At 73.4% G+C, this 26,059-nt stretch carries 26 protein-coding genes; 11 read left to right on the top strand and 15 right to left on the bottom strand.

Features of this window, described 5'->3' with window-relative positions; all coding sequences use genetic code 11:
* On the bottom strand, nucleotides 1-813 hold the full coding sequence (locus tag AC07FY_RS21890; RefSeq protein ID WP_479008639.1) for a DUF4344 domain-containing metallopeptidase: 813 nt from the start codon (nucleotides 811-813) through the stop codon (nucleotides 1-3).
* On the opposite strand from AC07FY_RS21890, the gene AC07FY_RS21885 reads away from it, so the two are divergent.
* On the top strand, nucleotides 735-3,752 hold the full coding sequence (locus AC07FY_RS21885; RefSeq protein ID WP_479008733.1) for a tetratricopeptide repeat protein: 3,018 nt from the start codon (nucleotides 735-737) through the stop codon (nucleotides 3,750-3,752). The two genes, AC07FY_RS21890 and AC07FY_RS21885, sit on opposite strands and share 79 nt — an antisense overlap.
* A 213-nt stretch (nucleotides 3,753-3,965) precedes the next feature.
* On the opposite strand, the gene AC07FY_RS21880 is transcribed toward AC07FY_RS21885, so the two are convergent.
* On the bottom strand, nucleotides 3,966-4,187 hold the full coding sequence (locus AC07FY_RS21880) for a hypothetical protein (protein ID WP_479008637.1): 222 nt from the start codon (nucleotides 4,185-4,187) through the stop codon (nucleotides 3,966-3,968).
* A gap of 2 nt (nucleotides 4,188-4,189) precedes the next feature.
* A complete protein-coding gene (gene mca, locus AC07FY_RS21875; protein ID WP_479008635.1) occupies nucleotides 4,190-5,071 on the bottom strand; it encodes a mycothiol conjugate amidase Mca in 882 nt (293 codons plus the stop codon).
* Between the two features lie 120 nt (nucleotides 5,072-5,191).
* Between mca and AC07FY_RS21870 the strand changes: the two genes are divergently transcribed.
* Together AC07FY_RS21870 and greA are read left to right on the top strand one after the other, a co-directional pair.
* A complete protein-coding gene (locus tag AC07FY_RS21870; protein ID WP_479008633.1) occupies nucleotides 5,192-5,599 on the top strand; it encodes a DUF4307 domain-containing protein in 408 nt (135 codons plus the stop codon).
* A gap of 168 nt (nucleotides 5,600-5,767) precedes the next feature.
* Nucleotides 5,768-6,265, top strand: a complete 498-nt coding sequence (greA, locus tag AC07FY_RS21865) for a transcription elongation factor GreA (protein ID WP_479008631.1) — start codon at nucleotides 5,768-5,770, stop codon at nucleotides 6,263-6,265.
* A gap of 73 nt (nucleotides 6,266-6,338) precedes the next feature.
* Here the strand turns inward: greA and AC07FY_RS21860 are convergent, their stop codons facing one another.
* The 3 genes from AC07FY_RS21860 to ilvA all read right to left on the bottom strand — a co-directional run bounded on the left by AC07FY_RS21860 (nucleotide 6,339) and on the right by ilvA (nucleotide 9,646).
* On the bottom strand, nucleotides 6,339-7,220 hold the full coding sequence (locus tag AC07FY_RS21860) for an ABC transporter permease (protein WP_479008629.1): 882 nt from the start codon (nucleotides 7,218-7,220) through the stop codon (nucleotides 6,339-6,341).
* Complete coding sequence (locus AC07FY_RS21855) at nucleotides 7,217-8,236, bottom strand: ATP-binding cassette domain-containing protein (RefSeq protein WP_479008627.1); 1,020 nt, start codon at nucleotides 8,234-8,236, stop codon at nucleotides 7,217-7,219. The genes AC07FY_RS21860 and AC07FY_RS21855 overlap by 4 nt, the downstream gene beginning before the upstream one ends.
* 177 nt (nucleotides 8,237-8,413) lie before the next feature.
* Nucleotides 8,414-9,646 carry a threonine ammonia-lyase gene (gene ilvA, locus AC07FY_RS21850; protein ID WP_479008625.1) on the bottom strand — a complete coding sequence of 411 codons (1,233 nt, stop codon included), beginning with the start codon at nucleotides 9,644-9,646 and terminating at the stop codon, nucleotides 8,414-8,416.
* A 302-nt stretch (nucleotides 9,647-9,948) separates the two neighbouring features.
* Between ilvA and AC07FY_RS21845 the strand changes: the two genes are divergently transcribed.
* From AC07FY_RS21845 to AC07FY_RS21835, 3 genes are all read left to right on the top strand, one after another.
* Nucleotides 9,949-10,470 (top strand): MarR family winged helix-turn-helix transcriptional regulator, encoded by a 522-nt coding sequence (locus AC07FY_RS21845; RefSeq protein WP_479008623.1) that lies wholly within the window; start codon nucleotides 9,949-9,951, stop codon nucleotides 10,468-10,470.
* A gap of 153 nt (nucleotides 10,471-10,623) precedes the next feature.
* Entirely contained in the window at nucleotides 10,624-11,037 is a 414-nt protein-coding gene (locus tag AC07FY_RS21840; RefSeq protein ID WP_479008621.1) for a sigma factor-like helix-turn-helix DNA-binding protein, read from the top strand.
* Complete coding sequence (locus AC07FY_RS21835; RefSeq protein ID WP_479008619.1) at nucleotides 11,034-11,288, top strand: hypothetical protein; 255 nt, start codon at nucleotides 11,034-11,036, stop codon at nucleotides 11,286-11,288. Before AC07FY_RS21840 ends, AC07FY_RS21835 begins: the two co-directional genes overlap by 4 nt.
* A gap of 25 nt (nucleotides 11,289-11,313) precedes the next feature.
* Here AC07FY_RS21835 and AC07FY_RS21830 read toward each other — a convergent pair whose 3' ends face one another.
* Complete coding sequence (locus tag AC07FY_RS21830) at nucleotides 11,314-12,471, bottom strand: cystathionine gamma-synthase (protein ID WP_479008617.1); 1,158 nt, start codon at nucleotides 12,469-12,471, stop codon at nucleotides 11,314-11,316.
* Nucleotides 12,472-12,568: 97 nt separating this feature from the next.
* On the opposite strand from AC07FY_RS21830, the gene AC07FY_RS21825 reads away from it, so the two are divergent.
* Together AC07FY_RS21825 and msrA are read left to right on the top strand one after the other, a co-directional pair.
* Complete coding sequence (locus AC07FY_RS21825; protein WP_479008615.1) at nucleotides 12,569-13,675, top strand: hypothetical protein; 1,107 nt, start codon at nucleotides 12,569-12,571, stop codon at nucleotides 13,673-13,675.
* 163 nt (nucleotides 13,676-13,838) lie between these two features.
* Complete coding sequence (gene msrA, locus AC07FY_RS21820; protein WP_479008613.1) at nucleotides 13,839-14,501, top strand: peptide-methionine (S)-S-oxide reductase MsrA; 663 nt, start codon at nucleotides 13,839-13,841, stop codon at nucleotides 14,499-14,501.
* A 148-nt stretch (nucleotides 14,502-14,649) separates the two neighbouring features.
* On the opposite strand, the gene AC07FY_RS21815 is transcribed toward msrA, so the two are convergent.
* The 3 genes from AC07FY_RS21815 to AC07FY_RS21805 all read right to left on the bottom strand — a co-directional run bounded on the left by AC07FY_RS21815 (nucleotide 14,650) and on the right by AC07FY_RS21805 (nucleotide 17,484).
* Nucleotides 14,650-15,621 (bottom strand): GNAT family N-acetyltransferase, encoded by a 972-nt coding sequence (locus AC07FY_RS21815; protein WP_479008611.1) that lies wholly within the window; start codon nucleotides 15,619-15,621, stop codon nucleotides 14,650-14,652.
* Between the two features lie 158 nt (nucleotides 15,622-15,779).
* A complete protein-coding gene (locus tag AC07FY_RS21810) occupies nucleotides 15,780-17,048 on the bottom strand; it encodes a L,D-transpeptidase (protein WP_479008609.1) in 1,269 nt (422 codons plus the stop codon).
* 133 nt (nucleotides 17,049-17,181) lie between these two features.
* Complete coding sequence (locus tag AC07FY_RS21805) at nucleotides 17,182-17,484, bottom strand: hypothetical protein (protein WP_479008607.1); 303 nt, start codon at nucleotides 17,482-17,484, stop codon at nucleotides 17,182-17,184.
* A 147-nt stretch (nucleotides 17,485-17,631) separates the two neighbouring features.
* Here AC07FY_RS21805 and AC07FY_RS21800 point away from each other — a divergent pair, with 147 nt between their 5' ends.
* A complete protein-coding gene (locus AC07FY_RS21800; protein WP_479008605.1) occupies nucleotides 17,632-17,955 on the top strand; it encodes a hypothetical protein in 324 nt (107 codons plus the stop codon).
* A 71-nt stretch (nucleotides 17,956-18,026) separates the two neighbouring features.
* Here AC07FY_RS21800 and hutH read toward each other — a convergent pair whose 3' ends face one another.
* From hutH to AC07FY_RS21775, 5 genes are all read right to left on the bottom strand, one after another.
* Nucleotides 18,027-19,568: a histidine ammonia-lyase gene (hutH, locus tag AC07FY_RS21795; RefSeq protein WP_479008731.1), complete on the bottom strand. Its 1,542-nt coding sequence runs from the start codon at nucleotides 19,566-19,568 to the stop codon at nucleotides 18,027-18,029.
* Between the two features lie 71 nt (nucleotides 19,569-19,639).
* On the bottom strand, nucleotides 19,640-20,755 hold the full coding sequence (locus tag AC07FY_RS21790) for a GGDEF domain-containing protein (RefSeq protein WP_479008603.1): 1,116 nt from the start codon (nucleotides 20,753-20,755) through the stop codon (nucleotides 19,640-19,642).
* Between the two features lie 97 nt (nucleotides 20,756-20,852).
* Nucleotides 20,853-21,653 (bottom strand): enoyl-CoA hydratase/isomerase family protein, encoded by an 801-nt coding sequence (locus AC07FY_RS21785; RefSeq protein ID WP_479008601.1) that lies wholly within the window; start codon nucleotides 21,651-21,653, stop codon nucleotides 20,853-20,855.
* 171 nt (nucleotides 21,654-21,824) lie between these two features.
* Entirely contained in the window at nucleotides 21,825-22,976 is a 1,152-nt protein-coding gene (locus AC07FY_RS21780) for an adenylate/guanylate cyclase domain-containing protein (protein WP_479008599.1), read from the bottom strand.
* 129 nt (nucleotides 22,977-23,105) lie between these two features.
* Nucleotides 23,106-23,972, bottom strand: a complete 867-nt coding sequence (locus tag AC07FY_RS21775; RefSeq protein ID WP_479008597.1) for a biotin--[acetyl-CoA-carboxylase] ligase — start codon at nucleotides 23,970-23,972, stop codon at nucleotides 23,106-23,108.
* Between the two features lie 131 nt (nucleotides 23,973-24,103).
* Here AC07FY_RS21775 and AC07FY_RS21770 point away from each other — a divergent pair, with 131 nt between their 5' ends.
* Entirely contained in the window at nucleotides 24,104-25,696 is a 1,593-nt protein-coding gene (locus tag AC07FY_RS21770; RefSeq protein ID WP_479008595.1) for an acyl-CoA carboxylase subunit beta, read from the top strand.
* A gap of 18 nt (nucleotides 25,697-25,714) precedes the next feature.
* Entirely contained in the window at nucleotides 25,715-25,924 is a 210-nt protein-coding gene (locus tag AC07FY_RS21765) for an acyl-CoA carboxylase epsilon subunit (protein WP_479008593.1), read from the top strand.
* The last annotated feature ends 135 nt before the right edge of the window (nucleotides 25,925-26,059 follow it).

Raw genomic sequence — 26,059 nt, 5'->3', positions numbered from 1 at the left:
TCAACGCCGAAGGAGCGGGGCCAGGTCGTGGGTCCAGGTGTCGCGGGTACGGGTCCAGATGGCGGCGCAGTCGGCGCGGAACGCGGTGGCGAGTTCCGGGTGGCCGGCCGGGGCCGCTCCGAGGACGGCGCAGCGGTGGGACTCCGCGCGGGCGGCGTCCGGGGCGTGCTCGTCGGACGGGTCGGGGACGGGGTCGGCCGCCGCGGCGAGGTCGTAGGCCCGGGCGGCGGTCAACAGGGTCCGCTCCCCGTCCGTCGGGGCGGCTCGCCCTGCGCCCGGCGGGTGGGTCCGCTCGCCTTCGGGCCGGCCGCGCAGGAGCACCACCTGGGCGAAGCGGTCCGCGGCGTCCTCCTCGGCGCGGTCGTCCCCGGGTCGCAGGCCCAGCGCGTCCACCAGCGCGTGCCCCGCCTCGTGGTACAGCGTCTCGTGGACGACCTCGGCCAGCCGGTCGTCCGGCCGGGGGTCGCCCGCCCGCTCGAACAGCGCCCGCTCCTCGGTGAGGTCGTCGTAGCAGAGCTCGATGCGGCGGCGCGCCGGATCGTAGCCGGTGCCCTCTCCGGAGCAGGAGCGGGCGACGACGGTGACGCGGTGCGGGAGGGCGACGTAGTCGTTGAGTTCGGCGAGGGCGGACTCGGCGGCCTTGCCGTCCCGCAGGAAACGGGAGGAGGGCCGGTCATCCGCCGCGGGCCGCTCGTAGCGCAGGACGAATCCCGCCTCGGGAGCGCTCCGGCCGCATCCGGCCGCCGCCGGCACGAGCAGCGCCCCCGCCGCGCAGCCGATCAGGACCGCCACCGGCCGCCGCAGGGCGGTCATCCGCGGATCCTTCGCACCGTCATCGGTCCCCGTCCGGGCGCAGTGGAGCGGCCAGGGAGGACCGCAGAACACACACCGGCCGTCAACTCCCTCTGAACCAGCTCAGATTACCTCCCGCTGTCGCGCCACCGGACAGACACTTGGGGCACGTTGCCGGAGCTCCGAGGGGGAAGCCGATGCGGGACAACCTGGCGCTCGGGGTCCCGGCCGGTACGGCACTGACCGCGGGCGCCGTGACGGGCGTCGCGGGGGTGGTCGCGACCGTGGCCAAGGTGACGGCCCTGCACCTGCCGGCGGCGAACCGGCGCGCCGGGGAACGCGGCCGTCCGGGCGGCCCCGAGCAGCTCCGGCTGCAGTGGCTGTCGGCCCTGGAGGTGCGCGGCGTACGGCCCTTCCTGGAGCGGCAGCGCACGATGGCGGCGACGGCGCGGGCGCCCCGTACGCCCCCGCGCGGCGGCCCGCGGCTGCGCGGGGGCGACCGCAGTGCGGAAGCCCGGCGGCGCAGCACCCTGGAGCAGTCCTTCGGGCAGCTCCCCCAGCCCGCGGGCCCGCTCGCGGGCCGCAAGGCGGAGCTGGCCCGGATCGCCCAGTGGGTGCAGGCGGCCCGCGCCGGCACGCAGACCCGGCCCGTCGTGGTGGTCCTGCACGGAGAGCCGGGGGTGGGCCGCACGGCGCTGGCCCTGCGGGCCGCGCACGGGCTGCGCGACCAGTTCCTCGGCGCGTGCCTCGTGGACCTGCGGGGCGCCTCGCCCCGGGGGGAGGCCCCGCTGTCGACGTGCGAGGCACTGCTGCACCTGCTGAACCGGCTGGGCGCCCCCCGCGAGCAGTTGCTCTTCCGGGACGGCGCCTCGGCGCAGCAGCAGGTGCGCAGGCTGGGCGAGCTGTACCACCGTCACCTGCAGGGCCTGCCGGTGACGGTGGTCCTCGACGACGCCGTGGACGCGGCGCAGGTGCGGGCGCTGGTGCCGGAGCGGTCGGAGAGCCTGGTGCTCGTGACGGCGCGCGCACCCCTGGAGCTGCCCGCGGACCTGGCGGCCTGGGTGCACCAGCTGCCGGTGGAACGGCTGGCCGCGGCGGACGCGGCGGAGCTGGTACGGGCGGCCTCCCCGCCCCTGGGCTCCGACGCGGCCGCCGTCGTGGAGCGCGGCGGCGGCCTCCCCCTGGCGCTGCGCCTGCTGATCCCGCCGGCCCGCGAGGGCCTGGTGCCCGCCGCCGGGCCGGGGCATCCGGTGGAGCTGGCGCTGCGGGCCGCCGACGCCCGCCTCGAGGGACCGGCCCGGCTGCTGCTGCGGCGGCTGCCGCTGGCCGGGCGGGCCTCGCTCGGCGCCGCGGCCGCGGCCGCGCTGGCCGACGTACCCGAGCAGGTGGCGCTGCGCGCATTGGAGGAGCTGTACGGCGCGGGGCTGATCGAGCGGGTGCGGGGCCGGCGGTTCCGGATGCACGACGCGGTGCCCGCCTACGCGGCGGAGCGGCTGGCGGCGGAGGAGGACCGGGAAGGGGCGGCGGCCGCGCACGAGCGGCTGATCCGCGTGTACGCGCAGCTGGCGGACTCGGTGATCCGGATGGTCGACGGGAGGACGTCGACGCGCGCCCACCCGTTCGGCACGGGCCCGGTCGGCGGGCACGGCTTCACCTCCCTGGACGCGGCGCTGCGCTGGCTGGACGACGAGTCGAGCTTCATCACGGCCGCGCTGCGGCACTCGGAGGGCGTGGACCAGCAGGCGGTGCTGGACCTGCTGGGCGCACTGTGCGACTTCTGCCTGCTGCGCGGCGACCTGTACCGGCTGGGTGAGATCAGCGAGCTGACGCAGGCGGTGGAGGCGCAGGCCGGCGGGCAGGGGCGGCTGGTGCGGTCGGTGCAGTGGCGCACCGGTATCGCGGCGCGCCAGCTGGGCGAGCTGGACAAGGCGCGCACGACGCTGACCTCGGTGGTCGACCAGTACCGGGAGGCCCGGCAGGAGGCGGGGGCCGGCATGGCCCTGATCTCGCTGGGCATCACCCTGCACCACCAGGGCAACCTGCCGGAGGCCGCGGCCCGCATCCGCGAGGCTCTGGCGCTCCAGGAGCGGCCGGAGCTCGCGGGCGACCGCGCGTGGGGGCTGCACGCGCTGGCGGCCGTGGAACGGCTCGCCCTCGACCTGTACGGGCGCACGCGCGACGACCGCGGCGTGGCGTGGGCGCTGACCCAGCTAGGCCGCGCCCGGGTGGTGGACGGGGATCCCGGGCCGGCCCTGGAGCGGCTTGGCGATGCGCTGGCCCGGCACCGGGAGGCGGAGGACGCCCGCGGTGAGGCGTGGACCTTGTACTACCTGGGGCAGGCCCTGGAGGAGGGCGGCGAGCGCGACGAGGCGGTGCGGGAGCTGGAGCGGGCCCGGACGATGTTCTCGCGGATGCGGGACGTGTACGGGCTGGCACACGCGCGGCACCACTCGGGCCGGGTGACGCGTGACCAGCGTGCGGCGCGGACGGGCAACCTGAGGAACTCCGGCTTCGCACGGCAGCTGCTGGTGGACGCGCGGGCGGACTTCGCCCGGATCGGGCTGGCGCACGGCGAGGCGTGGACCTGCCTGGAGCTGGCGGTGGTCGACGCGGGCAACGCCCGGGTGCCGCAGGCGCTGGGCCTGTGCGAGGAGGCGGTGCGGCTGTTCATCTCGTACGGGGACCGGCGGGGGGAGGACTGGGCGCGGTTCCTGCGCTGCACGATGCTGCCCCACGTCGGCCCGGCCGCGTCGGGCGCCCTGGAGGAGGCGCGGGCGGAGGCGGACCGGCTGGCGGGGTCGCCGCATCCGGCGCGGGACGGGCGGCTGGCGGACTGCCTGGAGACGTACGCGGTGATCCTCGGCCGCGGCGTGGACCCGGCGGAGGAGTGGCAGGCGTGGCGACTGGGCCTGGTGCCCGACCTGCACGCGCGGGAGATCATGGGCGTCCCGGTGCCGTGACACGGGGAGGGCGGGCCGGCGGCGCGCCTCAGCCGGTCGGCGCGCCACACCGGAGGCGCGGTGCACGGCGGTCAGCGCCCGCCCGCGTCACGCCCGGAGGGGCGGGGCGGGCGGTGGCTGCCGGGGGCCGGGCCGAGGCTGCCTGCACAGGGGTGCTGGGCGCCGGCGGGCGGCATCGCCGTGGTGCGTCCCCCGGCCGCGCCGCAGCCTCACCTACGGTGCGCGGGGGCCCTCCGGGGTCGTGGGGCCCGGTTCCGTCTCCTGGAAGTCCACCCGTCCCATGTGCCGGTTCATCGACTTCATCAGGGCCCACACGCCGACGGCGAGGGCCGCGAACACGAGGAAGCCCAGGAGGCCGGGCGTCACCTTGTTCTTGTCGAAGGTGTCAGCCGCCAGCGGGAGGAGGTGGGTCAGTGCTGCCTGCGAAGCGCTCATGGCTACGCATTCTCCCGGATGCCCGCGAAGAGGTCGGACTCGGGGAGGGAGGTGTCGACGAGCGACTTCGCGAGCTCGTACTCCTCCGTGGGCCAGACCTCCTTCTGGACGTCCATCGGCACGCGGAACCAGCCGCCGTCCGGGTCGATCTGCGTGGCGTGCGCGATGAGCGCCTTGTCACGGATCTCGAAGAAGTCCGCGCAGGGCACGTGCGTGGTCAGCGTCCGCTCGGTGCGCTCGAACTCCTTCCACCGCTCCAGCCACTCCCCGTACGGGGACTCCATGCCGCGCGCGAGCAGCGCCTCGTGGAGGGCGACGGTGCGCGGCTTGTTGAAGCCCTGGTTGTAGTAGAGCTTCTGCGGCTGGTAGGCCGGGCCGAACTCGGCCTCCGGGTACTTCACGGTGTCGGCCGCGCCGTCGAAGGCGACCATCGAGATCTTGTGGGTCATGATGTGGTCCGGGTGCGGGTAGCCGCCGTTCTCGTCGTACGTGGTGATGACCTGCGGCCGGAAGGCGCGGATCTTCTTGACGAGCTCACCGGCGGCCTCGTCGACGTCGGCGAGGGCGAAGCAGCCCTGCGGCAGCGGCGGCAGCGGGTCGCCCTCGGGCAGCCCGGAGTCGACGTAACCCAGCCACTCCTGCTCGACGCCGAGGATCTCGCGCGCCTCGTCCATCTCCTTGCGCCGCACCTCGTGGATGTTCTCCTCGATGTACCGGTCGCCCTGGAGCTTGGGGTTCAGCACGGAGCCGCGCTCGCCTCCGGTGCAGGTCACGACCAGCACCGGCACTCCCTCGGACACGTACTTGGCCATGGTGGCCGCGCCCTTGCTCGACTCGTCGTCGGGGTGGGCGTGGACGGCCATCAGTCGAAGCTGCTCGGTCAAGACGGGATCCTCTGCGATTCGGCGCGACACTCGGCTTCTATAGTGACCGAATCGGGGGACGGAAAATTCCGGGGGTGGGTCCGCACGGACCCGGCCCCGCCCTGGCGGAAGGAACGATCGATGAGCGCGGTGCGCGAAGGGCTGCCCGAGGGTCGTTACGGCCGGTCGGCGGACGAGCGTGCGGATCGCAAGCTCAAGGTCGTGGGGGCCGCGGCGGGGGCCCTGCTGCTGGGTGTGGTCGGGTGGATCGGCTGGGACTACATCGCCGGGCAGAGCGTCAGCGCCGAGGTCATCAAGTTCCAGGTGGTCTCGGACAACGAGGTGAAGGTGCACCTGGAGGTCCGCAAGGAGACCTCGGTCACCGGAGTGTGCACGCTGAGCTCGCAGGACGAGGAGCACGCCGAGGTGGGCCGGGCGGACTTCACGTTCCCGCAGGCCGCGGCGCGCGTGGACGAGGTCGTGTCGCTGAGGACCACCACCCGCGCCACGATGATCGAACTGGTCGGCTGCCAGCCGGCGGCCCGCTGAGGGCACGGCTCGAGACCCGGGCCGCGGGCCGCCGAGGGCCCCGTCGGCGGCCCCGACGGCGGGCCGTCGGACTCGCGGGTCCTCCCCCTTTTCTTCCCGAATTGTTAGGCTCGTGGTTTCGTCCGCCGCTGGCGGCCTGAAGTCCCCCTGTACCGACGAGGAGCACCCGTGACCCAGACGAGCGAAAGCGTCACCTGGCTGACCCAGGCGGCGTACGACCAGCTGAAGGCAGAGCTGGACTACCTCTCTGGTCCCGCCCGCACGGAGATCGCCATGAAGATCGCAGCCGCCCGCGAGGAGGGCGACCTGCGTGAGAACGGCGGTTACCACGCGGCGAAGGAAGAGCAGGGCAAGCAGGAGCTCCGCGTCCGCCAGCTGACGCAGCTCTTGGAAAACGCCAAGGTCGGGACCGCGCCCGCGGCCGAGGGCGTGGTCGCCCCCGGCACCCTGGTCAAGATCGCCTTCGATGGCGACGAGGACGACACGATGGAGTTCCTGCTGGCTTCGCGCGAGTACGCGTCCTCGGACTTCGAGACGTACTCGCCCCAGTCCCCGCTGGGCAGCGGGGTGCTGGGCAAGGCGATCGGCGAGGACGCGGAGTACGAGCTGCCGAACGGCAAGAAGGCCTCCGTCAAGATCCTCGACGTCAAGCCCTTCACCGGCTGATCACCCCCTCACCTGCACGCGCCGATGCCCGGCCGGGTCCTCCCGGCCGGGCATCGGTGCGTGGTGCGGATCCTTACGCCGTCGCCGAGCGGTACTTGCGGACCGCCAGGGTCCGGAAGACCGCGATGATCAGCAGCGACCAGAGCACGGACGCCAGGACCGGGTGCTGCATCGGCCACGCCTCGGGCGCCTCGTACCCCGGCGGGAGGTTGCCGAAGAGCACGCGGGCCGCCTGGACGGTGGCGCTGAAGGGGTTCCACTCCGCGATGTGCCGCAGGAACGTCGGCATGTTGTCGGAGGGGACGAAGGCGTTCGAGATGAACGTCAGCGGGAACAGCCAGATCAGCCCGCCCGAGGTGGCCGCCTCGGGGGTGCGTACGGACAGGCCGATGAGGGCGCCGATCCAGGAGAAGGCGTACCCGAGCAGGAGCAGCAGCGCGAAGCCGGCGAGCACCTCGCCGATGCTGGTGTGGGTGCGCCAGCCGACGATCAGGGCCACGATCGCGAGGACCACGAGGGTCAGGGTGGTCTGGACGAGGTCGGCGAGCGTCCGGCCGGTCAGCACCGCGCCGCGGGCCATGGGCAGGGAGCGGAACCGGTCGATGAGGCCCTTGTGCATGTCGTCGGCGATGCCCGCGCCCGCACCGGCGGTGGCGAAGGTGACGGTCTGGGCGAAGATGCCGGCCATCAGGAACTCGCGGTAGGCGGCGGGCGAGGTGTTGCCGCCGACGCTGATCGAACCGCCGAAGACGTAGCTGAAGAGCACGACGAACATGACCGGCTGGATCACGCCGAAGATGATCATTTCCGGGATCCGGGACATGCGGATCAGGTTCCGCTTGGCGATCACGAGCGAGTCGTTGACGCCCTGGACGAGTCCGCCGCGCGGGCGCGGCGCCGCCAGTTCCCGGGTCGGCGAGCCGGGGGAGCCCGGGGTCGGGGAGGTGAGGGTCACTGCGCCGTCTCCTTCCGCGCCGCCTTGCGGCCCTTGGCGTCGGGCGGGGCGCCCTCGCCGTTGTCTTCGGGGTTCCGTTCGGGCGCGTGGCCGGTCAGGGAGATGAACACGTCGTCGAGCGTCGGGCGGCGCAGTCCGATGTCGTCGATCTCGATGCCCCGGCCGTCGAGCTCGCGGATGACCTCGGCGAGCAGCTTGGCGCCGCCGGACACGGGCACGGTGAGCTTGCGGGTGTGCTCCTCGACGGCGGTCTCGCCCTTGCCGAAGGCGGCGAGGACCTCCCTCGCGGGTGCGATGTGCTCGCGCTCGTGGACGACGACCTCCACGCGCTCGCCGCCCGTACGGGCCTTGAGCTGGTCGGAGGTGCCCCGCGCGATGACCTTGCCGTGGTCGACCACGCAGATGTCGTGGGCGAGGTGGTCGGCCTCCTCCAGGTACTGGGTGGTGAGCAGGAGGGTGGTGCCGCCCGCGACCAGTTCCTGGATGATGCCCCACAGCTGCTGGCGGTTGCGGGGGTCGAGGCCGGTGGTCGGCTCGTCCATGAACATCACGGGCGGGCTGACGACGAGCGCGGCGGCGAGGTCGAGGCGCCTGCGCATGCCGCCGGAGTAGGTCTTGGCGGTGCGGTCGGCGGCCTCGGAGAGGTTGAAGCGCTCGAGGAGTTCCTCGGCCCGGGCCTTCGCCGCCTTGGCCTTCATCTGGTAGAGCCGGCCGACCATCTGGAGGTTCTCGCGGCCCGTGAGGTATTCGTCGACGGCCGCGAACTGGCCGGAGAGGCCTATCGCGCGGCGGACCTCGTTGGGGTGCCGGAGCACGTCCATGCCGGCGACGACGGCCTGGCCGCTGTCGGGTCGGAGCAGGGTGGTCAGGACTCGTACGGCCGTGGTCTTGCCCGCGCCGTTGGGGCCGAGCAGGCCCAGGACGGTGCCTTCGGGGACATCGAGGTCCACGCCGTCCAGAGCCCGTACGTCGCCGAAGGTCTTGACCAGCCCCTCGGCATAGATCGCGCCTGGCATAGGGATTCTCCCAGTGTGAATCGAACCGGCTGAAATCCGGTCGTGCGCAGGCATCACAGCCTAGGGGGGTCGGGCCTCCCCCGCCCGGCCGAACGGGATACGGAAGACCCCCTTCCCGCCGTCCGGCGCGCTGCGGCCTCCTGCCGCGCAACCGGCGGCTCCGGTCCGCGTCCTTCGTCAGCCCATGACCTTGTACCCGGCGCCGTGCAGCGAGCGCGCGACCTCGGCGCAGTGCTCCGGTCCCTTCGTCTCCAGGTGCAGCTCCACCTCGACCTCCGTCAGCCCGAGCCGCGGATCGGTCCGTACGTGGCTCACGTCCAGGACGTTCGCGTCCGTCCCCGACAGCACCCCCAGGAGCCCGGCCAGGGCCCCCGGCCGGTCCGTCACGCGCAGCCGCAGCGACAGGTACCGGCCGGCCGCCGCCATGCCGTGGCGCAGGATCCGCTGGAGCAGCAGCGGGTCGACGTTCCCGCCCGACAGGACGGCCACCACCGGCCCCCCGCCGTACCGTTCGGGCTCGCTCAGCAGCGCGGCGACCGGGCTGCACCCGGCCGGCTCGACCACCAGCTTCGCCCGCTCCAGGCACAGCAGGAGGGCACTGGAGAGCGCGTCCTCGGAGACCGTGCGCACGTCGTCGAGGAGATTGCCGATGATGTGGAAGGGAACGTCGCCGGGGCGGCCGACCTTGATGCCGTCCGCCATCGTGTTCGGGTCGTCGATGGACACCGGGTGCCCGGCCTTCAGCGAGGGCGGGTAGGCGGCCGCGCCCGCCGCCTGGACGCCGATCACCTTCACGTCGGGGCGCAGCGCCTTCACGGCGACCGCGATGCCGGCCGCGAGTCCGCCGCCGCCGACGCCCACGAGGATGGTGCGCACCTCCGGGCACTGCTCGAGGATCTCCAGCCCCACCGTGCCCTGGCCGGCGATGATGTCGCGGTGGTCGAAGGGGTGGATGAACACCGCCCCGGTACGGTCCGCGTGCTCCTGGGCGGCGGCCAGGCTCTCGTCCACGACGTGGCCGTGCAGGCGGACCTCGGCGCCGTACTCCTGGGTCGCGGCCACCTTCGGCAGCGGCGCGCCGAGGGGCATGAACACCGTGGAGCGCACGCCGAGCAGGGAGGATGCCAGCGCCACGCCCTGCGCGTGGTTTCCCGCGCTGGCCGCGACGACTCCGGCGGCCCGCTGCTCGGGCCGCAGGCCGGCGATCCGCACGTAAGCCCCGCGCAGCTTGAAGGAGCCGGTGCGCTGGAGGTTCTCGCACTTGAGGTGCACCGGGGAGCCGGTGAGCGAGGAGAGGTGCCGGCTGCCTTCCATCGCGGTCACCCGGGAGACACCGGAGAGCATCTTCTGGGCCCCCCGGACGTCGTCGAGGATGACCTGCGGGACGGGCTCGGGCACGCGGTAGTTCATGCCGCCAGTCTCGCAGCCCCCGCGCCGCCCGGCTCAGGCCGGCCGGGAGGAGCGCCGGACGGCGGAGAGGGGGCGCGGGACGGCGGGGAGACCGTGCGGGACGGCGGGAGAGGGGGTGCGGGGGGCGCGCGAAGGGAGCGCGCCAAGCGGGCGAGAGGGGCGAAAACACGCCATCCGGGACGGCCTCGAAGGGGGCCCGAGAGCGGCCCGTACCAGTTCTCGTACGAGCCGTACGAGCCGCCGCAGGGCCGCGTACGCTGTCCCCCATCCTTGTCGGACCCATGCGAAGAGAGCCCACGGCCATGCCTTCATCCCCGGCCAATTCCCATCTGCCCGCGGCAGGCGAGGCGCCTGCGGGAGCCGGTCTCCTCGACGCGCTCCAGCACCAGGTGGCGGTCTTCGCGCGACGCGCCGAGCAGACCCGTCTGGGCGGTGTCGGCCAGGCCCGCAACTCGATGGACCGGGCCGCGTACCTGCTGCTGAACCGGCTCGACCTGGAGGGGCCGATGGGCGTCAAGGCGCTCGCCGGCGGCATGGGCATCGACTCGTCCACCGTGACCCGGCAGGTCGCGCCGCTGGTCGACGGGGGGCTGGTCAAGCGGACCTCGCATCCGGAGGACGGGCGGGCCGTGGTGCTGGCGCTGTCTCCGCGCGGGCTGGCGCGGCTGGAGGAGGTGCGCTCCTCGCGGCGCGAGCTGATGGCCCGCGTGACGGAGGAGTGGACCGAGCAGGAGCGCGAGTCCTTCACGAAGCTGCTGACCCGCTTCAACCTGTCGCTGTCGGAGCTGATGGCGGCCGTCGCCGACGCCGGCCCGGCATCCTGACGTTCCGCCCCGCCCCTCCTGCCCTCCGGCCTCCCCTCTCCCCCTTCCGCCGGCCCCGTCTCGGCCCTACCGAGGCGCCCGCTCCCACTCCCCCGTCCTGACCGCGACCGGACCCTTGACCGGGGCGGACCCGCTGCCCGCACTATGTGAGGCATGCGGGCGGTGGACCAACGGGCACGGACAGGCTCCTACACGGAGTTCCAGGCCTTCGTCGCGGGGGCGGCGGGGCGGCTGCTGCACGTCGCGGTCCTGCTGACCGGTGAGCCGGAGCCGGCCCGCCGGCTGCTGGCGGGCGCGCTGGCCCGTACGTACGCGCACTGGGACCGGCTGCGCGGCGACGATCCCTACGACTTCACCCGTCAGGAGCTGTGCGCCGCCTTCGCCCGCACCGGCCGGCGCCACCAGGGCGGCCCCGGGGTACTGGCCCGGCTGAGCCCGCTGGAACGGCTCGTCCTCGTGCTGCGGATCTACGAGGGCATCGCGGAGGAAGTCATTGCCGCCCAGCTCGGGCTGCCGGCCGAACGGGTGCGGGTGCTGTGCAACCGGGCCGTGGCGGAGCTGCGGTGAGCGGGCTCCCGGACCGGAAGGAAGCGCAGGTCAGGCGGCTCCTGGAGGGTCCGTACCCGGCGGTTCCGGCGGGTTTGGCGGCCGGTGCGGCGGCCCGCGGCGACCGCCTGCTGCGCCGCCGCCGAGCGCTGCGCCGGTTCGGCTGGGCCCTGCTCTTCGCGGCGGCGGTGGCCTTCACGGTGTGGGCCGCGGCGACGCAGCCGTGGGCGACGCCCTCCGCGGACATCTCCCCGCCCCTGGAGGGCTGGTGAGCCCAGCCCTCCGGGGCGGCTGCCGTCAGCCCAGGGCCCGGGCCAGGTCCGCGAGGAGGTCGTCGGCGTTCTCGATGCCCACCGACAGGCGGACCAGGTCCGCAGGGACCTCGAGGGCCGAGCCCACCACCGACGCGTGCGTCATGCGGCCCGGGTGCTCGATCAGGGACTCGACACCGCCGAGGGACTCGCCCAGCGTGAACAGCTCGGCGCGGTTGCAGACCTCGACCGCCGCCTCCTCGCCGCCGGCGACCCGGAAGGAGATCATCCCGCCGAAGTTGCGCATCTGCTTGGCCGCGATGTCGTGACCCGGGTGCTCCGGCAGCCCCGGGTACAGGACCTGGGTGACCTTGGGGTGGCGGGTCAGCATCTCGGCGACCTTGGTGGCGTTCTCCGCGTGCCGGTCCATCCGTACGGCGAGGGTCTTGATGCCGCGCAGCACGATCCACGAGTCGAACGGTCCGGCGACCGCGCCCATGGCGTTCTGGTGGTAGGCGAGCTCCTCGCCCAGCGCCGCGTCGGCGGTGACCAGGGCACCGCCGACGACGTCGGAGTGGCCGCCCATGTACTTGGTCAGCGAGTGCAGGACCACGTCCGCGCCGAGCGCGAGCGGCTGCTGGAGATAGGGGGACGCGAAGGTGTTGTCCACGACCAGCCGGGCCCCGGCGGTGCGCGCGATGTCGGCGACCATGGCGATGTCGGTGATGCCGAGCAGCGGGTTGGACGGGGTCTCGACCCAGATGAGCTTGGTCCTGGGGGTGATCGCGGCGCGTACGGCGGCCGCGTCGGAGGTGTCGGCCACCGACCACTCCACGCCCCAGCGGGAGACGACCTTCGCGAAGAGGCGGAAGGTGCCGCCGTAGGCGTCGTTGGGGATGACCACGTGGTCGCCCGGGGAGAGCATCGTCCGCAGCAGGCAGTCCTCGGCGGCGAGCCCGGACGCGAAGGCGAGCCCGCGCCGGCCGCCCTCCAGCGCCGCGAGGTTCTCCTCCAGCGCGGTGCGGGTCGGGTTGGCGCTGCGGCTGTACTCGTAGCCGCCGCGCAGGCCGCCGACGCCGTCCTGCTTGTAGGTGGAGACCTGGTAGATCGGCGGTACGACCGCTCCGGTCAGCGGGTCCGCGGTGTTGCCCGCGTGGATCGCGCGGGTCTCGAAGCTCTGGTGCTCGTGGCTGTCGTCGCTCATGGGCAGAGCCTAAGCCCCGCTTGGGGATCGGTGCTCTCCCGGCCGGGCCGGGGACCGCCATTGGCCTGCGGACCCCCCGGTCTGGTTCGCTTGAGGCATGGAGATTCTGTGGTTCCTGTTCGCGATCCTCATGGTCGTGTTCGTCATCAGTCCGTACATACGGCGCAGGCGCGGCGGTATCCGTCTGGTCGCTCCCGGCAGCCCGGACGCCGCCGACCCCGCGAACTACGGATTCGACCGGCAGGAGGACCTGGACATCCGGATCCCCGGGCCGGACCGGGACCTGATGGACGCACTGGACCACGTCCGCGGCACCGGCCGGTGGCAGGCCGCCTCGCAGCTGCTCGCGGGGACCCCGAAGGAGGGCGAGCAGCGCTGGCAGCGCGTGCAGGCCCTCGGTGGTGCGGCGGCGCTGGAGCTCGTACAGCAGCCCGGTGCGGGCGCGCAGTGGCTGAAGGCGTGGCGGCTGGAGGCGGAGAAGGACGCGGGCGGCGCGCAGGTGCACGCGGAGCTGCTGGTGCAGCAGGCGTGGCGGAGCTCGGGCGGGGTCGGCTCGGAGGACCACCGGATCATCCTGGAGGAGGCGCGGGAGGCGTGCCGCAAGGCGGCGCTGCTGTCGCCGGGCGACCCGGTGCCGTACATCACGGAGCTGGCGGTCGCGCGGGGCCTCGCGTACTCGGAGGCCGAGTTCGACGTGCTGTGGGCGAAGGTCATGGACCGGGCGCCGGCGCACATGGGCGCGCACCTGGCGGCGCTGCACTACTGGTGCGGGAAGTGGCACGGCTCGCGCGAGCACGCGGACGCCTTCTCGCACGCGGCCGCGGCGCGCGCCCCGAAGGGCTCGCTGCTGGCGGCGCTGCCGCTGTTCGCGCTGTACGAGAACCTGCCCGACGTGGTGCTGATCGGGAGCTTCTACCAGAGCGCGGTCGTCACGCGGGCGGTGGAGGGCGCGCTGTACGCGGTGCACACCGCCCGCCCGGACGACCCGATGCTGGCGCACGTACGGCACCTGCTGCTGCTGTTCCTGGTGAACATGGAGCGCTGGGCGGAGGCGATGGAGCAGGTCCGGCACGTGGACGGCTATGTGGGGGCGCTGCCGTGGTCGGCGTCGGAGGACCCGGCGGCGCAGTACGCGGTGTACCGGGCCCTGGCGGTGGCGGGCTACGAGGCGAACGGCGGCTCCCCGGCGACCCTGCCGGGCTGACGGGCGCCGGAGCGGGTGCGGGGCCGCCGCGGGCGGGTGCGGGGCCGCCGCGGGCGGGTGCGGGGCCGCCGGGGGCGGGTGGGGGCCGCCGGGCAGCTGGCCCGGCTCGGGCGGGAATCCCGGCGCGCCTTCCCCCGTTGTCATCCGTACAAGGAGGGAATCCATGTTCTCGTACCGCCGCACGCCCGAGCTTCCCACCCGCGAGGAGGCCCTGACGGGTCGTTCCGAGCCGCTCTTCTCCCTGCCCGCGCAGCACACCGTGCTCGGCAACCCGCTGGCCGGCCCCTACCCGGAGGGGCTGGAGGTCGCCGACTTCGGGCTGGGCTGCTTCTGGGGGGCCGAGCGCACGTTCTGGCAGACCCCCGGGGTCTGGACCACCCTGGCCGGCTACCAGGGCGGTTTCACCGAGAACCCGACGTACGAGGAGGTCTGCTCGGGCGGGACCGGCCACACGGAGGTCGTCCGCGTCGTCTTCGACCCGGCGCAGGTTCCGTACGCCGCTCTCCTGAAGCTCTTCTGGGAGTCCCACGACCCGACCCAGGGCTTCCGCCAGGGCAACGACGTGGGGACCCAGTACCGCTCGGCGGTCTACACCCACTCCCCCGCCCACCAGCAGGCGGCCGAAGCCTCCCGGGATGCCTACCAGCGGGTCCTCACCGCCTCGGGCCACGGTGCCATCACGACGGCGATCCTCCCGGCGGCGGACCGCCCGTTCTGGCCGGCGGAGGCGCACCACCAGCAGTACCTCGACAAGAACCCGGGCGGCTACTGCGGCATCGGCGGCACGGGCGTCAGCTGCCCGATCGGCGTGGCTCCCGCGCAGTAGCCCGGCCCGCCTCCGGCGGGAGCGGCGCCCGGCCGGTGAGCCGTCCACCGCGCCGCGCGGCTGTGGGAGCGACCGGGCCGTCGAGGGCGATCAACCGCTGCGAGGGGGCGAGGTCGGAGCCGGGCCCAGGCCGCGCGGGGCCCCGGAGCTACAGCTTGAGCTGGTAGTACGCCGTGTCGCGTTCGTGGTGGTAGCCGAGGGTCTCGTTGACCGTGCGCATCGGGGTGTTCTCGTCCGCGACGGTCGTGGCGATCTGGCGGAGCGCCGGGTAGCGGTGCGCGGACAGTTCCAGCATGCGCAGTTTCACCGCGCGTCCGAGGCCGTGGCCGCGGTGGGCGGGGACGACGACCGTGTCGTACTGGAGGGCGCGGGCGCCGGCGGGGTCCGGCAGCACCAGTTCCGTGTAGGCGGCCACTTCGCCCGTCCCGGTGACCGCCGCGACCGTGGTCAGTTCGCCGCCGCGGTCCAGGATGAGCCGGTGCGCGGCGTGCAGGCGTTCGGCCGTCCAGGTCTCGATCTTCTCGTCGACCCCGCCCATGGGCGCGTCCTCCATCGCCCCGTGGGCCTTGGCCACCGCGCCCGCCCAGTCGTCCGAAACCAGGCCGTGCCAGGCGTGCAGTGCGTAGCCCGGTGTGGCAGGGACCTCCCACCGGCCCTCGTCCCGCCCGGCAGCCGGCACGTCCTGCACGTACCAGGACAGGGGCAGGACGTTCTCGAAGCCGAGGGATTCCGCGAACGCCTGGCCCGGTCCGCCGAGGTCCACCATCGCCGCGACCGACGTCCGCCCTTGCGCGAGGAGTTCGTCGCGGACCCGCTGCCACAGCGCGGTGCCGATTCCGCGCCGGCGGGCGTCCGGACGGACCGTCAGCGCGTCCAGGAACGCGGTGTGACGGTTCGCCTCGTCCGTGAAGAGGAGCAGGCTCGCCACCCCCTGCGCCTCGTCCGCGGCCCAGAGCGCGGCGCGGGCCCGGGCGGGCTCCACGCACAGCCGCCCGGCGACCTCCAGCCGGGTGGGCGCGGGCAGCCGCGGCAGGTCGGCGGCCGATGCGGCGACGAGGACCGCCCACCAGTCGTCCACCTGGGTGTTGGTCGGGGGCACGGGCAGCGCTCGGATCTTCATTCCCCGACCCTAGTCAGACTCCAGGGGCTCCCGTCAGGCGTTTTCGGTCATGTGGGGGAACGGGCGCGGGCGCTCGCACAGGCGGACGGCCGGGAACCGGAGGGGTTCCCGGCCGTCCGCCGGAGGTGCTGAGGGGTCGCGGGCGACCCGGCGTGCCGTCAGACGGCCGCGCCCGCCTTCCACTCCGCCCAGGCCATGTTCCAGCCGTTGAGGCCGTTGTCCGGGGCGATGGTCTTGTCGGGCGAGTTGACCACGGTGACCACGTCGCCGATGAGGGAGTTGTCGAAGAACCAGGCGGCCTGCTGGTTCGGGTCGCCGGCACCCTTCGCGTCGTTCAGGCCGACGCAGCCGTGGCTGGTGTTGACGCTGCCGAAGATCGAGTCGGCGCCCCAGTAGTTGCCGTGGATGAAGGTGCCCGAGGTGGACAGCCGCATCGCGTGCGGGACGTCCTTGATGTCGTACTCACCCTTGCCGTCGTCGTCCGTGAAGCCGACGGTGGCGCCGTTCATCCGGGTCTCCTTGAACTTCTCGGAGATCACCATCTGGCCGTTGTACGTCGGGTTCTCCGGGGAGCCCGCCGAGATCGGGATGGTCTTGAGGACCGCGCCGTCCCGGGTGACGGTCATCTTCTTCGTCTTGGTGTCGACCGTGGAGACCTGGCTGCGGCCGATCTTGAAGGTGACGGTCTTGTTCTGCACGCCCTGGACGCCGGGCGCGCCCTGCACGCCCTCCAGCGCCAGCTTCAGCGTGACGGTGGAGTTCGCCTGCCAGTACTGCTCGGGGCGGAAGTCCAGCCGCTGCGCGCCGAACCAGTGGCCGACGACTTCCTGGCCGCTGCTGGAGGAGACGGAGATGGCCGCCTGGACGGCCTTCTTGTCCTTGATCGGCTTGTTGAAGGTGATCGAGACCGGCATGCCGACACCGACCGTCTGGCCGTCGTCCGGGACGAAGGAGCCGATGAAGCTGTTCTCCGGGGAGACGGTGGTGAAGGAGGCGTTCTCGTGCGCCTCGCGGCCGTCGGCGTCCTTCGCGGTCGCCGACAGGGCGTACTTGGTGGAGCGCTTGAGCGCGGCGTCGGGCTTCCAGCTCTTGCCGTCGGCGGCGATCTTCCCGGCCACGGCCGTGCCCTCGGCGGTCTTCAGTTCGACCTTGGTGAGCGTGCCGTCGCTGACGGCGACGTTGGCGGAGTCGTTCAGGCCGACGTTGGTGGCGCCGTCCTTCGGCGTGATGGCTATTCGGGCCTTGGAGGTGTCCTTGGCCGCCGCCGCGTCGACGTCCGCCTGGGATTTGCTGCTCTCGGTCGCGTTCGGCTTGTCCCCGCCCCCGCCGTTGCACGCCGAGAGCATCAGTACACCGCCGAGCACGGCCGATACGGCCGCCAGGGACCTTCTGCGCCGCTTGCTGTCCGTCCTCACACGCCACTCCATCGTTGCCGTCAGACCCCGGGGCTGCCGTCCCGGGATGGGGCCGGGCAGGGGGCATGGCCCCCTGCCTCGTTGTGACAACGCGTAGACGTCCTGGATCGGTTCCACATTCCGGGGAATGTGGGCCACCCCACGGTCAGGCGTTGCCGGTTTGCTCGTCGAGGTCACCATCTTCCTCGTCGAGGTCCCACTCCATGGACTCGGGGTCGTATTCGACGGGCTCGCTGCTCCAGGAGGCCTGCGCCAGCTCCACACCGGGGATGTCGACGACCAGGTCGGTGGGGTCGACCAGGTAGGCGAGGGCCTCCGATTCGTCCTCCCGCACCGCCGATTCGGCGTGCCCGCGCTCCTCGTCCGGCATGAACTCGTCGGCCTTGATGTGCGCGAGTGCGGCTCCCGTGAGTGCCTGCGGGTCCGGAACCTCGAGTACCAAATCCACCCGGAGCCGTACGTATCGTGATGTCTCAGAAGAGTTCATACGACGGAGCGTAAGCCCGCGCCAGGCCCCGACTTTCCCACGACCCGCCCCTTTCCGTAGCATCACCGCACACGGCCAATTCGCTGCTTCCACAAGGGGGATCACCCCGTGTCCGCACGCCGACCGCTGCTCACCGCTCTCGGAGCGACCACCCTCCTCGCCGCCCTCTGGTTCGTCCCGTCGGCGGGTGCCACCGCGCCGGGGCCCGCCCACGGCGGCTCCGCGGTGCCCGCCGCCGCGACCGCTCCTCGTACGGCCCCCCTGCCCGCGCAGCCGGGGCACGCCGCGCGGGGCGGGGAGCGGCAGGCACCCGCGACCCTGGCCGACACCGGCTCCGTCGACACCACCCCCTACCTGCTGGGCGGCACGCTCTGCCTCGGGGTCGGGGCCGGCTTCGTGACCTTCTCCGTACGCCGCTCCCGCACCGCCTGACCCCCGGGAACACGGCGAGGGGCCGCCCCGGCGGGGCGGCCCCTCGTCATGTGCTGCGCGGCGCCCGCCGGTCAGGCCAGCGGGCCCGTCACGCTCTCCACCGCGGCGACGAGGCCGCCGCTGCGGACGAACGCGTCGGCGGCGGCCAGGTCGGGCGCGAGGAACCGGTCCGGCCCCGGCCCCCCGACACCCGCCGCGCGGGCCGCCTCGATCGCGGCGAGGCTGGCCGGGGCCGCGGTCAGCCCGTGGCGCAGCTCGATGGCGCGGGTGGCCGCGTACAGCTCGATGGCGATGATCCGGGTGAGGTTGTCCACCGCGGTGCGGAGCTTGCGGGCGGCCGACCAGCCCATGGAGACATGGTCCTCCTGCATGGCGGAGGAGGGGATGGAGTCGGCGGAGGCGGGCACGGCGAGCCGCTTCATCTCGCTGACCAGCGCGGCCTGCGTGTACTGGGCGATCATCAGGCCCGAGTCCACGCCGGCGTCGTCCGCGAGGAACGGCGGCAGGCCGTGCGAGCGGTTCTTGTCCAGGAGCCGGTCGGTGCGGCGCTCGGCGATGGAGCCGAGGTCGGCGGCGGCGATGGCCAGGAAGTCCAGCACGTAGGCCACGGGCGCGCCGTGGAAGTTGCCGTTGGACTCCACGCGGCCGTCGGGCAGGACCACCGGGTTGTCGACGGCGGCGGCCAGTTCGCGGGAGGCGACCAGGGCGGCGTGCGCCATGGTGTCGCGCCCGGCGCCCGCGACCTGCGGGGCACAGCGCACGGAGTAGGCGTCCTGTACGCGCGGGGCGGACTCCTCCTGGTAGTGCCCGGTGAGCCCGGAGCCCTTCAGGACGGCGGCCATGTTGGCGGCGGAGGCGCCCTGGCCGGGGTGCGGGCGGATGGCGTGCAGTTCGGGCTGGAGGACCTTCTGCGTGCCGAGCAGGGCCTCCAGGGTCAGCGCGGCGGTGATGTCGGCGGAGGTGTACAGCTTGCCGAGGTCGGCGAGGGCCATGACCAGCATGCCGAGCATGCCGTCGGTGCCGTTGAGGAGGGCCAGGCCCTCCTTCTCGCGGAGCTCCACGGGCTCGATCCCGGCTTCGGCGAGCAAATCGCCGGCGGGGCGGACGACTCCGTCCGGGCCCTCGGCGTCGCCCTCGCCCATCAGCGTGAGCGCGCAGTGGGACAGCGGCGCGAGGTCGCCGGAGCAGCCGAGGGAGCCGTATTCGTGGACGACGGGGGTGATCCCGGCGTTGAGCACGTCGGCCATGGTCTGCGCGACGGAGGGCCGTACGCCGGTGTGCCCGGAGGCGACGGTCTTGAGCCGGAGGAACATCAGCGCGCGGACCACCTCGCGTTCGACGCGCGGGCCCATGCCGGCGGCGTGCGAGCGGACGATGTTGCGCTGGAGCTGGGCGCGCAGCTCGGGGCTGATGTGCCGGGAGGCGAGCGCCCCGAAACCGGTGGACACCCCGTAGACGGGTTCGGGCTTGGCGGCGAGCGCGTCGACGATCTCCCGGGCGCGGGCGAGCGCGTCCCTCGCCTCGCCGGACAGCTCGACCCGCGCGTTGCCGCGGGCCACGGCGATGACGTCCTCGGCGGTGGTCCCGGACGTCCCCACCACGACAGTGTGCATATCCATATTCAGCACCCTACGGATTGAATCGCTTCATGTCACCCCTTGGCGGGGACGCCTCTCGTCCGGGGTCAGGGGCGGCCGCGGAAGCGGCGGCGCTCGCCCGGGGCGGCTTCGGCGGCGGCGTCCGCGAGCCGGACCACGGCGGTGTCCCGGCCGGCCACCACGGGCTTGGGGGAGCGCGCGGCCTTGGCCTTGTACTGGGCGGCGTCCGCGAGCCGGAAGAGCCGCCGGGAGGACTTCACCGGCCCGATCGGGTCCCCGGTCGAGGCCACCCCGCAGGCCACGCCCTCGCCCAGATCCAGCTCGGCGGCCCGGGAGCACACCTCCTCGGTGACCCGCACCACCTCGTCCGCGCCGGGGCCGACCCCGACCAGGCAGAACTCGTCACCGCCGAGCCGGGCCACCAGCGCGCCGGGCAGCATGGCACCGCACAGGCTCAGCACCGACCCGAACCGCTCCAGCAGCCGGTCGCCCATGGCGTGGCCCAGGGTGTCGTTGACCTTCTTCAGCCCGTTCAGGTCGCAGACCACCAGGCTGACCACGACCCCGGTCCGCCGGTGCTCCTCCAGGGCCTCGTCGAGCCGCATGTCGACGGCCCGCCGGTTGGCGAGCCCGGTCAGCGGGTCGGTGAAGGCGAGTCGGCGGGCCTCCTCCAGGCGTTCGTTCTGGGCGAGCCCGGCGGCGACCACGGCGGCCAGGACGGTCGCGAACTCGGCGTCGTCCTCGTCGAAGTCGGGCAGCCCCTCGTCCCTGGCCACGTACAGCTCGCCCCAGGCGCGTCCGCTGAGCACGATCGGCGCGACCACGCAGGTGCCCCTCCCGCGGCGGCGCAGGGCCTCGCCGCGCCGCCCAGGCCGGCCGCCGCCCGCCTGCTCGACCCAGGCGTGCGGGCCGGCGCCGCCCACCCAGCGCTCGTGCAGGAACTCGGTGATCTCGGGGAAGTCGTGCACGGGATAGGACTCGTCCTCGGGGAACTCCTCCTCCCCCGGCCGCCGCTCCCCCTCGTTGACGAGCACCCGCAGGCAGCCGCGCTCGCGCTCCCAGGCGGAGATCGCGGCGAAGGAGCCGTCCAGCGCCATCCGCGCCCCCCGCGCGGCCGCCCGCACGCTGTCGCGCGGCGCGCACGCCGCGGCCATCGCCTGCGCGAGGCCCACCACGGCTCGCAGCCGCCCGTCAACTCCCATCACCCCAGGTTAGGGACTTTTATCTGATTTAGTGACAATCGGCGCGATATTCGGCACCACCACGATCACGCAGGGGCGGGCGCGGCGCCGCGGCCGGCTACTCGCCCGGCCAGTTCGGCGTGCGCTTCTCGTTGAACGCCGCCACCCCCTCGGCCCGGTCGCCCGAGAAGGCCACCGTCCGCCAGGCCGCGTCCTCGATCTCCAGACCGGCCGCCAGGTCCATGCCGTGGCCCAGCCGCAGCGCCCGCTTGGCCGCCCGCAGGCCCACCGGGGAGTTCGCCGCCATCCGGGACGCCAGGGCGAGCGCCTCCGCCCGGTCCTGCCCGGCCGGGACCACCGAGTCCACCAGGCCCAGCGACAGCGCCTCGGCCGCCTCCACCCGCCGCGCCGTGAAGATCAGCTCGGCCGCCCGGGCCGCGCCCACCCGGCGCGGCAGCAGCTGCGTGCCCCCGCCACCCGGGATCACCCCCACCGACACCTCGGGCAGCCCCACCACGGCGCTCTCGTCGGCGACGATCACGTCGCAGGCCAGGGCCAGCTCGAAGCCGCCGCCCAGGGCGAAACCGTGCACGGCGGCGATCGTGGGCACCGGCAGCTCCAGCACGCCCCCGTAGGCCCCGCGCGTCGTGGGCCGCTGGCGCACGAGCTCGGCGTCCGACAGCGCGTTGCGCTCCTTGAGGTCCGCGCCCACGCAGAAGGCCCGCTCCGCGGTGGAGGAGAGCACGACCACCCTCACCGAGGGGTCCGCCCCGAGGGCGGCGCAGGCCGCGCCGATGGACCGGGCCATCTCCGTGGACACCGCGTTCATCGCCTTGGGGCGGTCCATCGCCAGCTCCGCGACGTGCCCGTCGCCCTCCCTGCGTACCGCGACGAACTCTCCGAAGCGCTGCTCAGACATGCCTGCGACCCTCTCGGTTAACGAGCGTTATCGCCGCACTGTAGTGCGCGGGACGGCCGTCCGGTCAAGGGTCCGCCGCGTCCGGCCACGGCATCGCCCCCGGGTCCGGCCACGGCTGCGCCGCGCGTCCGGTCCGGGGTCCGCCGGCCCGTCCGCCCGTCCGGGGGCGGCTCAGGCCGGGTGCTTGGGCTTCCTGCGCGTCAGCGACCAGGGCTCGACGACGCCCAGCCCGCGCACCGGCCGCTGCCACATCGGCTGGAGCGCGAAGCGGTAGGAGCCGCCGCCCTCCGCCTCGGCCTCCTTCTCGGAGACCGGCGCCGCCCCGGTCCGGCCGAGCTCCTCGGCCATCGCCCCGTCCACCAGCACCGCGTCCTTCGGCGCTATGGACGTCAGGCGGCTCGCCAGGTTCACCGTGGTCCCGAAGACATCGCCCATCCGGGTCGTCACCGTGCCGAAGGCGATCCCGACCCGCAGCTCGGGCATCTGCGGATCGGCCTCCATGGTCTCGATCAGCCGCAGCGCGATCTCCGCCGCCGTCGCCGCGTCGTCGGCGCAGTAGAGCACCTCGTCGCCGAGCGTCTTGATCAGCCGGCCGCCGTGCGCCGCGACCAGGTCCGCCGAGGTCGTCTCGAAGGACTCGACGAGCTCGCCGAGCTCCTCCTCCTCCAGCCGCCGCGTCAGCCGGGTGAAGCCCACCAGGTCCGCGAAGCCCACCGCGAGCCGCCGGTCGACCATCTCCTCGTCGTCCGCCACCTGCACGACACGGCCGGTGGCCGCCGCCAGCTGGCGGCGCCACACATAGACCAGGAACTCCTCCAGCTCCGGCAGCAGCAGCTCGACCAGCGGGTACGTGACCTCCGTACGGGTCATTCCCGGCTCCGGGGGCTCCGTCAACCCCTCCAGGAACGAGTCGATCTGCCACTCCGCCAGCCGCGCCGTGGTCTGCCCGGTGGACCGTGCCACCTGCACGGCCATCGGTTCCGACAGCAGCCCGGCCTCCACCAGGCCGGCGAGGCGGCGCAGCGCCAGTACGTCGGCCTCGGTCAGGGCCTTGGCCTGGCCGATGTCCGCGAAGCCCATCGCCCGCCAGAAGCGGGAGGCGAGCTCCATGGAGACCCCGGCGCTGCGGGCGGCCTGGAACGGCGTGTAGCGGCGCTCGGCGCCCAGGATCAGCTGCTCGAGCCGGATCGCGAGGGGGTCCGCCGTGGGCTGCGCCGTGTGGTCCACCTCGTGGTGGGGGGTGTGCTGGTCGCGTCCGATCGGGGTGCCCGGACCGGTGGGCCCGGAGGCGGACGCGCTGGACGTAGGGTCGTCGACGGTCAAGGGCCGCCTCCTGTCCATATCCGTGCGCACTGCCCTGCCGAGCCGGGTGATCGCCAGGAGTACCGGGATCGCCTAAACCATACGGCAGGTGTGCCGTAGCTCACTCCCCCTCCCCGCCATTGCACCGGGTCAGTGCACGGACCTCAGGTGCACCACGTCGCCCGCGCCCACCGCCTCGTGCTCGCCCGCGGCGGTACGGATGACCAGGCGGCCCTCGGAGTCGACCGCTTCGGCCGTTCCGGTGAGCGTGCGGCCGCCCGGGAGCTCGGCGCGGACGTGGCGGCCGAGCGTGGCGCAGCCGGCCGCGTAGGTCTCCTGCAAGCCGCTCGACGCCGGGTCCCCGCCGGCCGCGCGCCAGTTCCCGTACCACTGCTCGAGCGACCGCAGGACGGCCCTGAGCAGCGGATCCCGGTCGGTCACGGTGGCCTTGGCCAGGGCCAGGGAGCCCGCCGCCGGCACCGGCAGCTCGTCCTCGGTCAGGCTGACGTTGAGCCCGATCCCGAGGACGACGCCGTCGGCGACCCGCTCGGCGAGGATCCCCCCGGTCTTGCGCTCCTCGCCGTCCACGGCGACCAGCAGGTCGTTGGGCCACTTGAGGGCGGTGTCCACGCCCGCGGCCCGGGAGAGCCCGGTCGCGACGGCCACCCCGGCGAGCAGGGTCAGCCACCCCCACCGCTCCTGCGGCACGGCCCCGCCCGGCTTGAGCAGGACGGAGAAGAACAGCCCGGACCGCGGCGGCGCGACCCAGCTGCGGTCCAGGCGGCCGCGCCCGGCGGTCTGCTCCTCGGCGACGAGCACGGCCCCTTCGGGCAGCTCCGCCGCCCGGGCCGCGAGATCGGTGTTGGTGGACCCGGTGGCGGCGGCCACCTCCAGGGAGGACCACAGCCCGTCCCCGGTGACCAGGGCCCGCCGCAGCGCGGCGGCGTCGAGGGGCGGCCGGTCCAGATTCGACCAGCGACCGGCGGAAGCACCTGCTGAGGCATCTGATGGCGTCATGCAAGCCACATTAGGTGTGTCAAACGCCGCACTGCCGAGCGCCATGCCCGCCGATACGCTACGCACCAGTAGCCAGCAGTAGTCAATCAATTGACCAGGCCGTTGACACCACGCAGGGAGCCGCGACCCCGATGTCACAACCGTCAGAGCCGATCGACATGCACACCACCGCGGGGAAGATCGCGGATCTGCAGCGCCGCATCGACGAAGCCACCCACGCCGGATCCGCGCGTGCCGTGGAGAAGCAGCACGCCAAGGGCAAGCTGACGGCGCGTGAGCGGGTGGCCCTGCTACTGGACGAGGGATCCTTCGTCGAGCTGGACGAGTTCGCCCGCCACCGCTCCACCGCCTTCGGGCTGGAGAAGACCCGCCCGTACGGCGACGGCGTCGTCACCGGCTACGGCACGGTGGACGGCCGTCCGGTCGCCGTGTTCTCGCAGGACTTCACCGTCTTCGGCGGGGCCCTCGGCGAGGTCTACGGCCAGAAGATCATGAAGGTCATGGACTTCGCCCTGAAGACGGGCTGCCCGCTGATCGGCATCAACGACTCCGGCGGCGCCCGCATCCAGGAGGGCGTGAGCGCGCTCGGCATGTACGGCGAGATCTTCCGCCGCAACGTGCACGCGTCCGGCGTGATCCCGCAGATCAGCCTGATCGTCGGGCCCTGCGCGGGCGGCGCCGTGTACTCGCCCGCCATCACCGACTTCACGGTGATGGTCGACCAGACCTCGCACATGTTCATCACCGGCCCCGACGTCATCAAGACGGTCACCGGCGAGGACGTGGGCTTCGAGGAGCTGGGCGGCGCCCGCACGCACAACAGCACGTCCGGCGTCGCGCACCACATGGCGGGCGACGAGAAGGACGCCATCGAGTTCGTGAAGTCGCTCCTCGCGTACCTGCCGTCGAACAACCTCTCCGAGCCGCCCGCCTTCCCCGAGGAGGAGTACGGCGACCTCACGGTCGGCGACACCGACCGCGAGCTCGACGTGCTGATCCCGGACAGCGCGAACCAGCCGTACGACATGCACACCGTGATCGAGCACGTGCTCGACGACGCGGAGTTCCTGGAGACGCAGTCCCTCTTCGCCCCGAACATCCTGACCGGCTTCGGCCGGGTCGAGGGCCACCCGGTGGGCGTCGTCGCCAACCAGCCCATGCAGTTCGCCGGCTGCCTGGACATCAACGCCTCCGAGAAGGCGGCGCGGTTCGTCCGGACCTGCGACGCCTTCAACATCCCGGTGCTGACCTTCGTGGACGTGCCGGGCTTCCTTCCGGGCACCGACCAGGAGTACAACGGAATCATCCGGCGGGGCGCGAAGCTGATCTACGCGTACGCGGAGGCCACCGTGCCCCTGATCACCGTCATCACCCGCAAGGCCTTCGGCGGCGCGTACGACGTCATGGGCTCCAAGCACCTCGGCGCGGACCTGAACCTGGCCTGGCCGACCGCGCAGATCGCCGTCATGGGGGCGCAGGGCGCGGTGAACATCCTGCACCGCCGCACCATCGCGGAGGCCGACGACGTGGAGGCGACCCGGGCACGGCTCATCGCCGAGTACGAGGACACGCTGCTGAACCCGTACACGGCCGCGGAGCGCGGTTACATCGACGCGGTGACCATGCCGTCCGAGACCCGGGCGCACGTGGTGAAGGGGCTGCGGCAGCTGCGTACGAAGCGGGAGTCCCTGCCGCCGAAGAAGCACGGCAACATCCCCCTCTAGCCCCTCCAGGAGGTCTCTGTGGTGATCAAGGTCGTCAAGGGCAATCCCACCGCGGAGGAGCTGGCCGCGGCACTGGCCGTGGTCCAGGCGCGTGCGGCGGCGCTGGCCGCGGTGCAGCCGGAAGCCCCCCGGGTGGCGGACGAGTGGTCGGCGCCCGCCCGGGTGGCGCGCCGCCGGCTGCCGCAGCCTGGGCCGCGGGCCTGGGGCCGTACGTACTGGCCCGGATAGCCCCCGAAGCGGAATATGACGCGAACGGGCGGGGCGCCTGAGTACGGGTACTCAGGCGCCCCCGCCACCCCGAGGGAAAGGCAGGAAAAACGCTCTTGTTCGCCCTCTCCGAAGAACCCCCAAAAGAAATCTGAT

It is taken from the genome of Streptomyces sp. NPDC045967, assembly GCF_056430495.1.
This window is presented reverse-complemented; position numbering and strand designations above follow the sequence as displayed.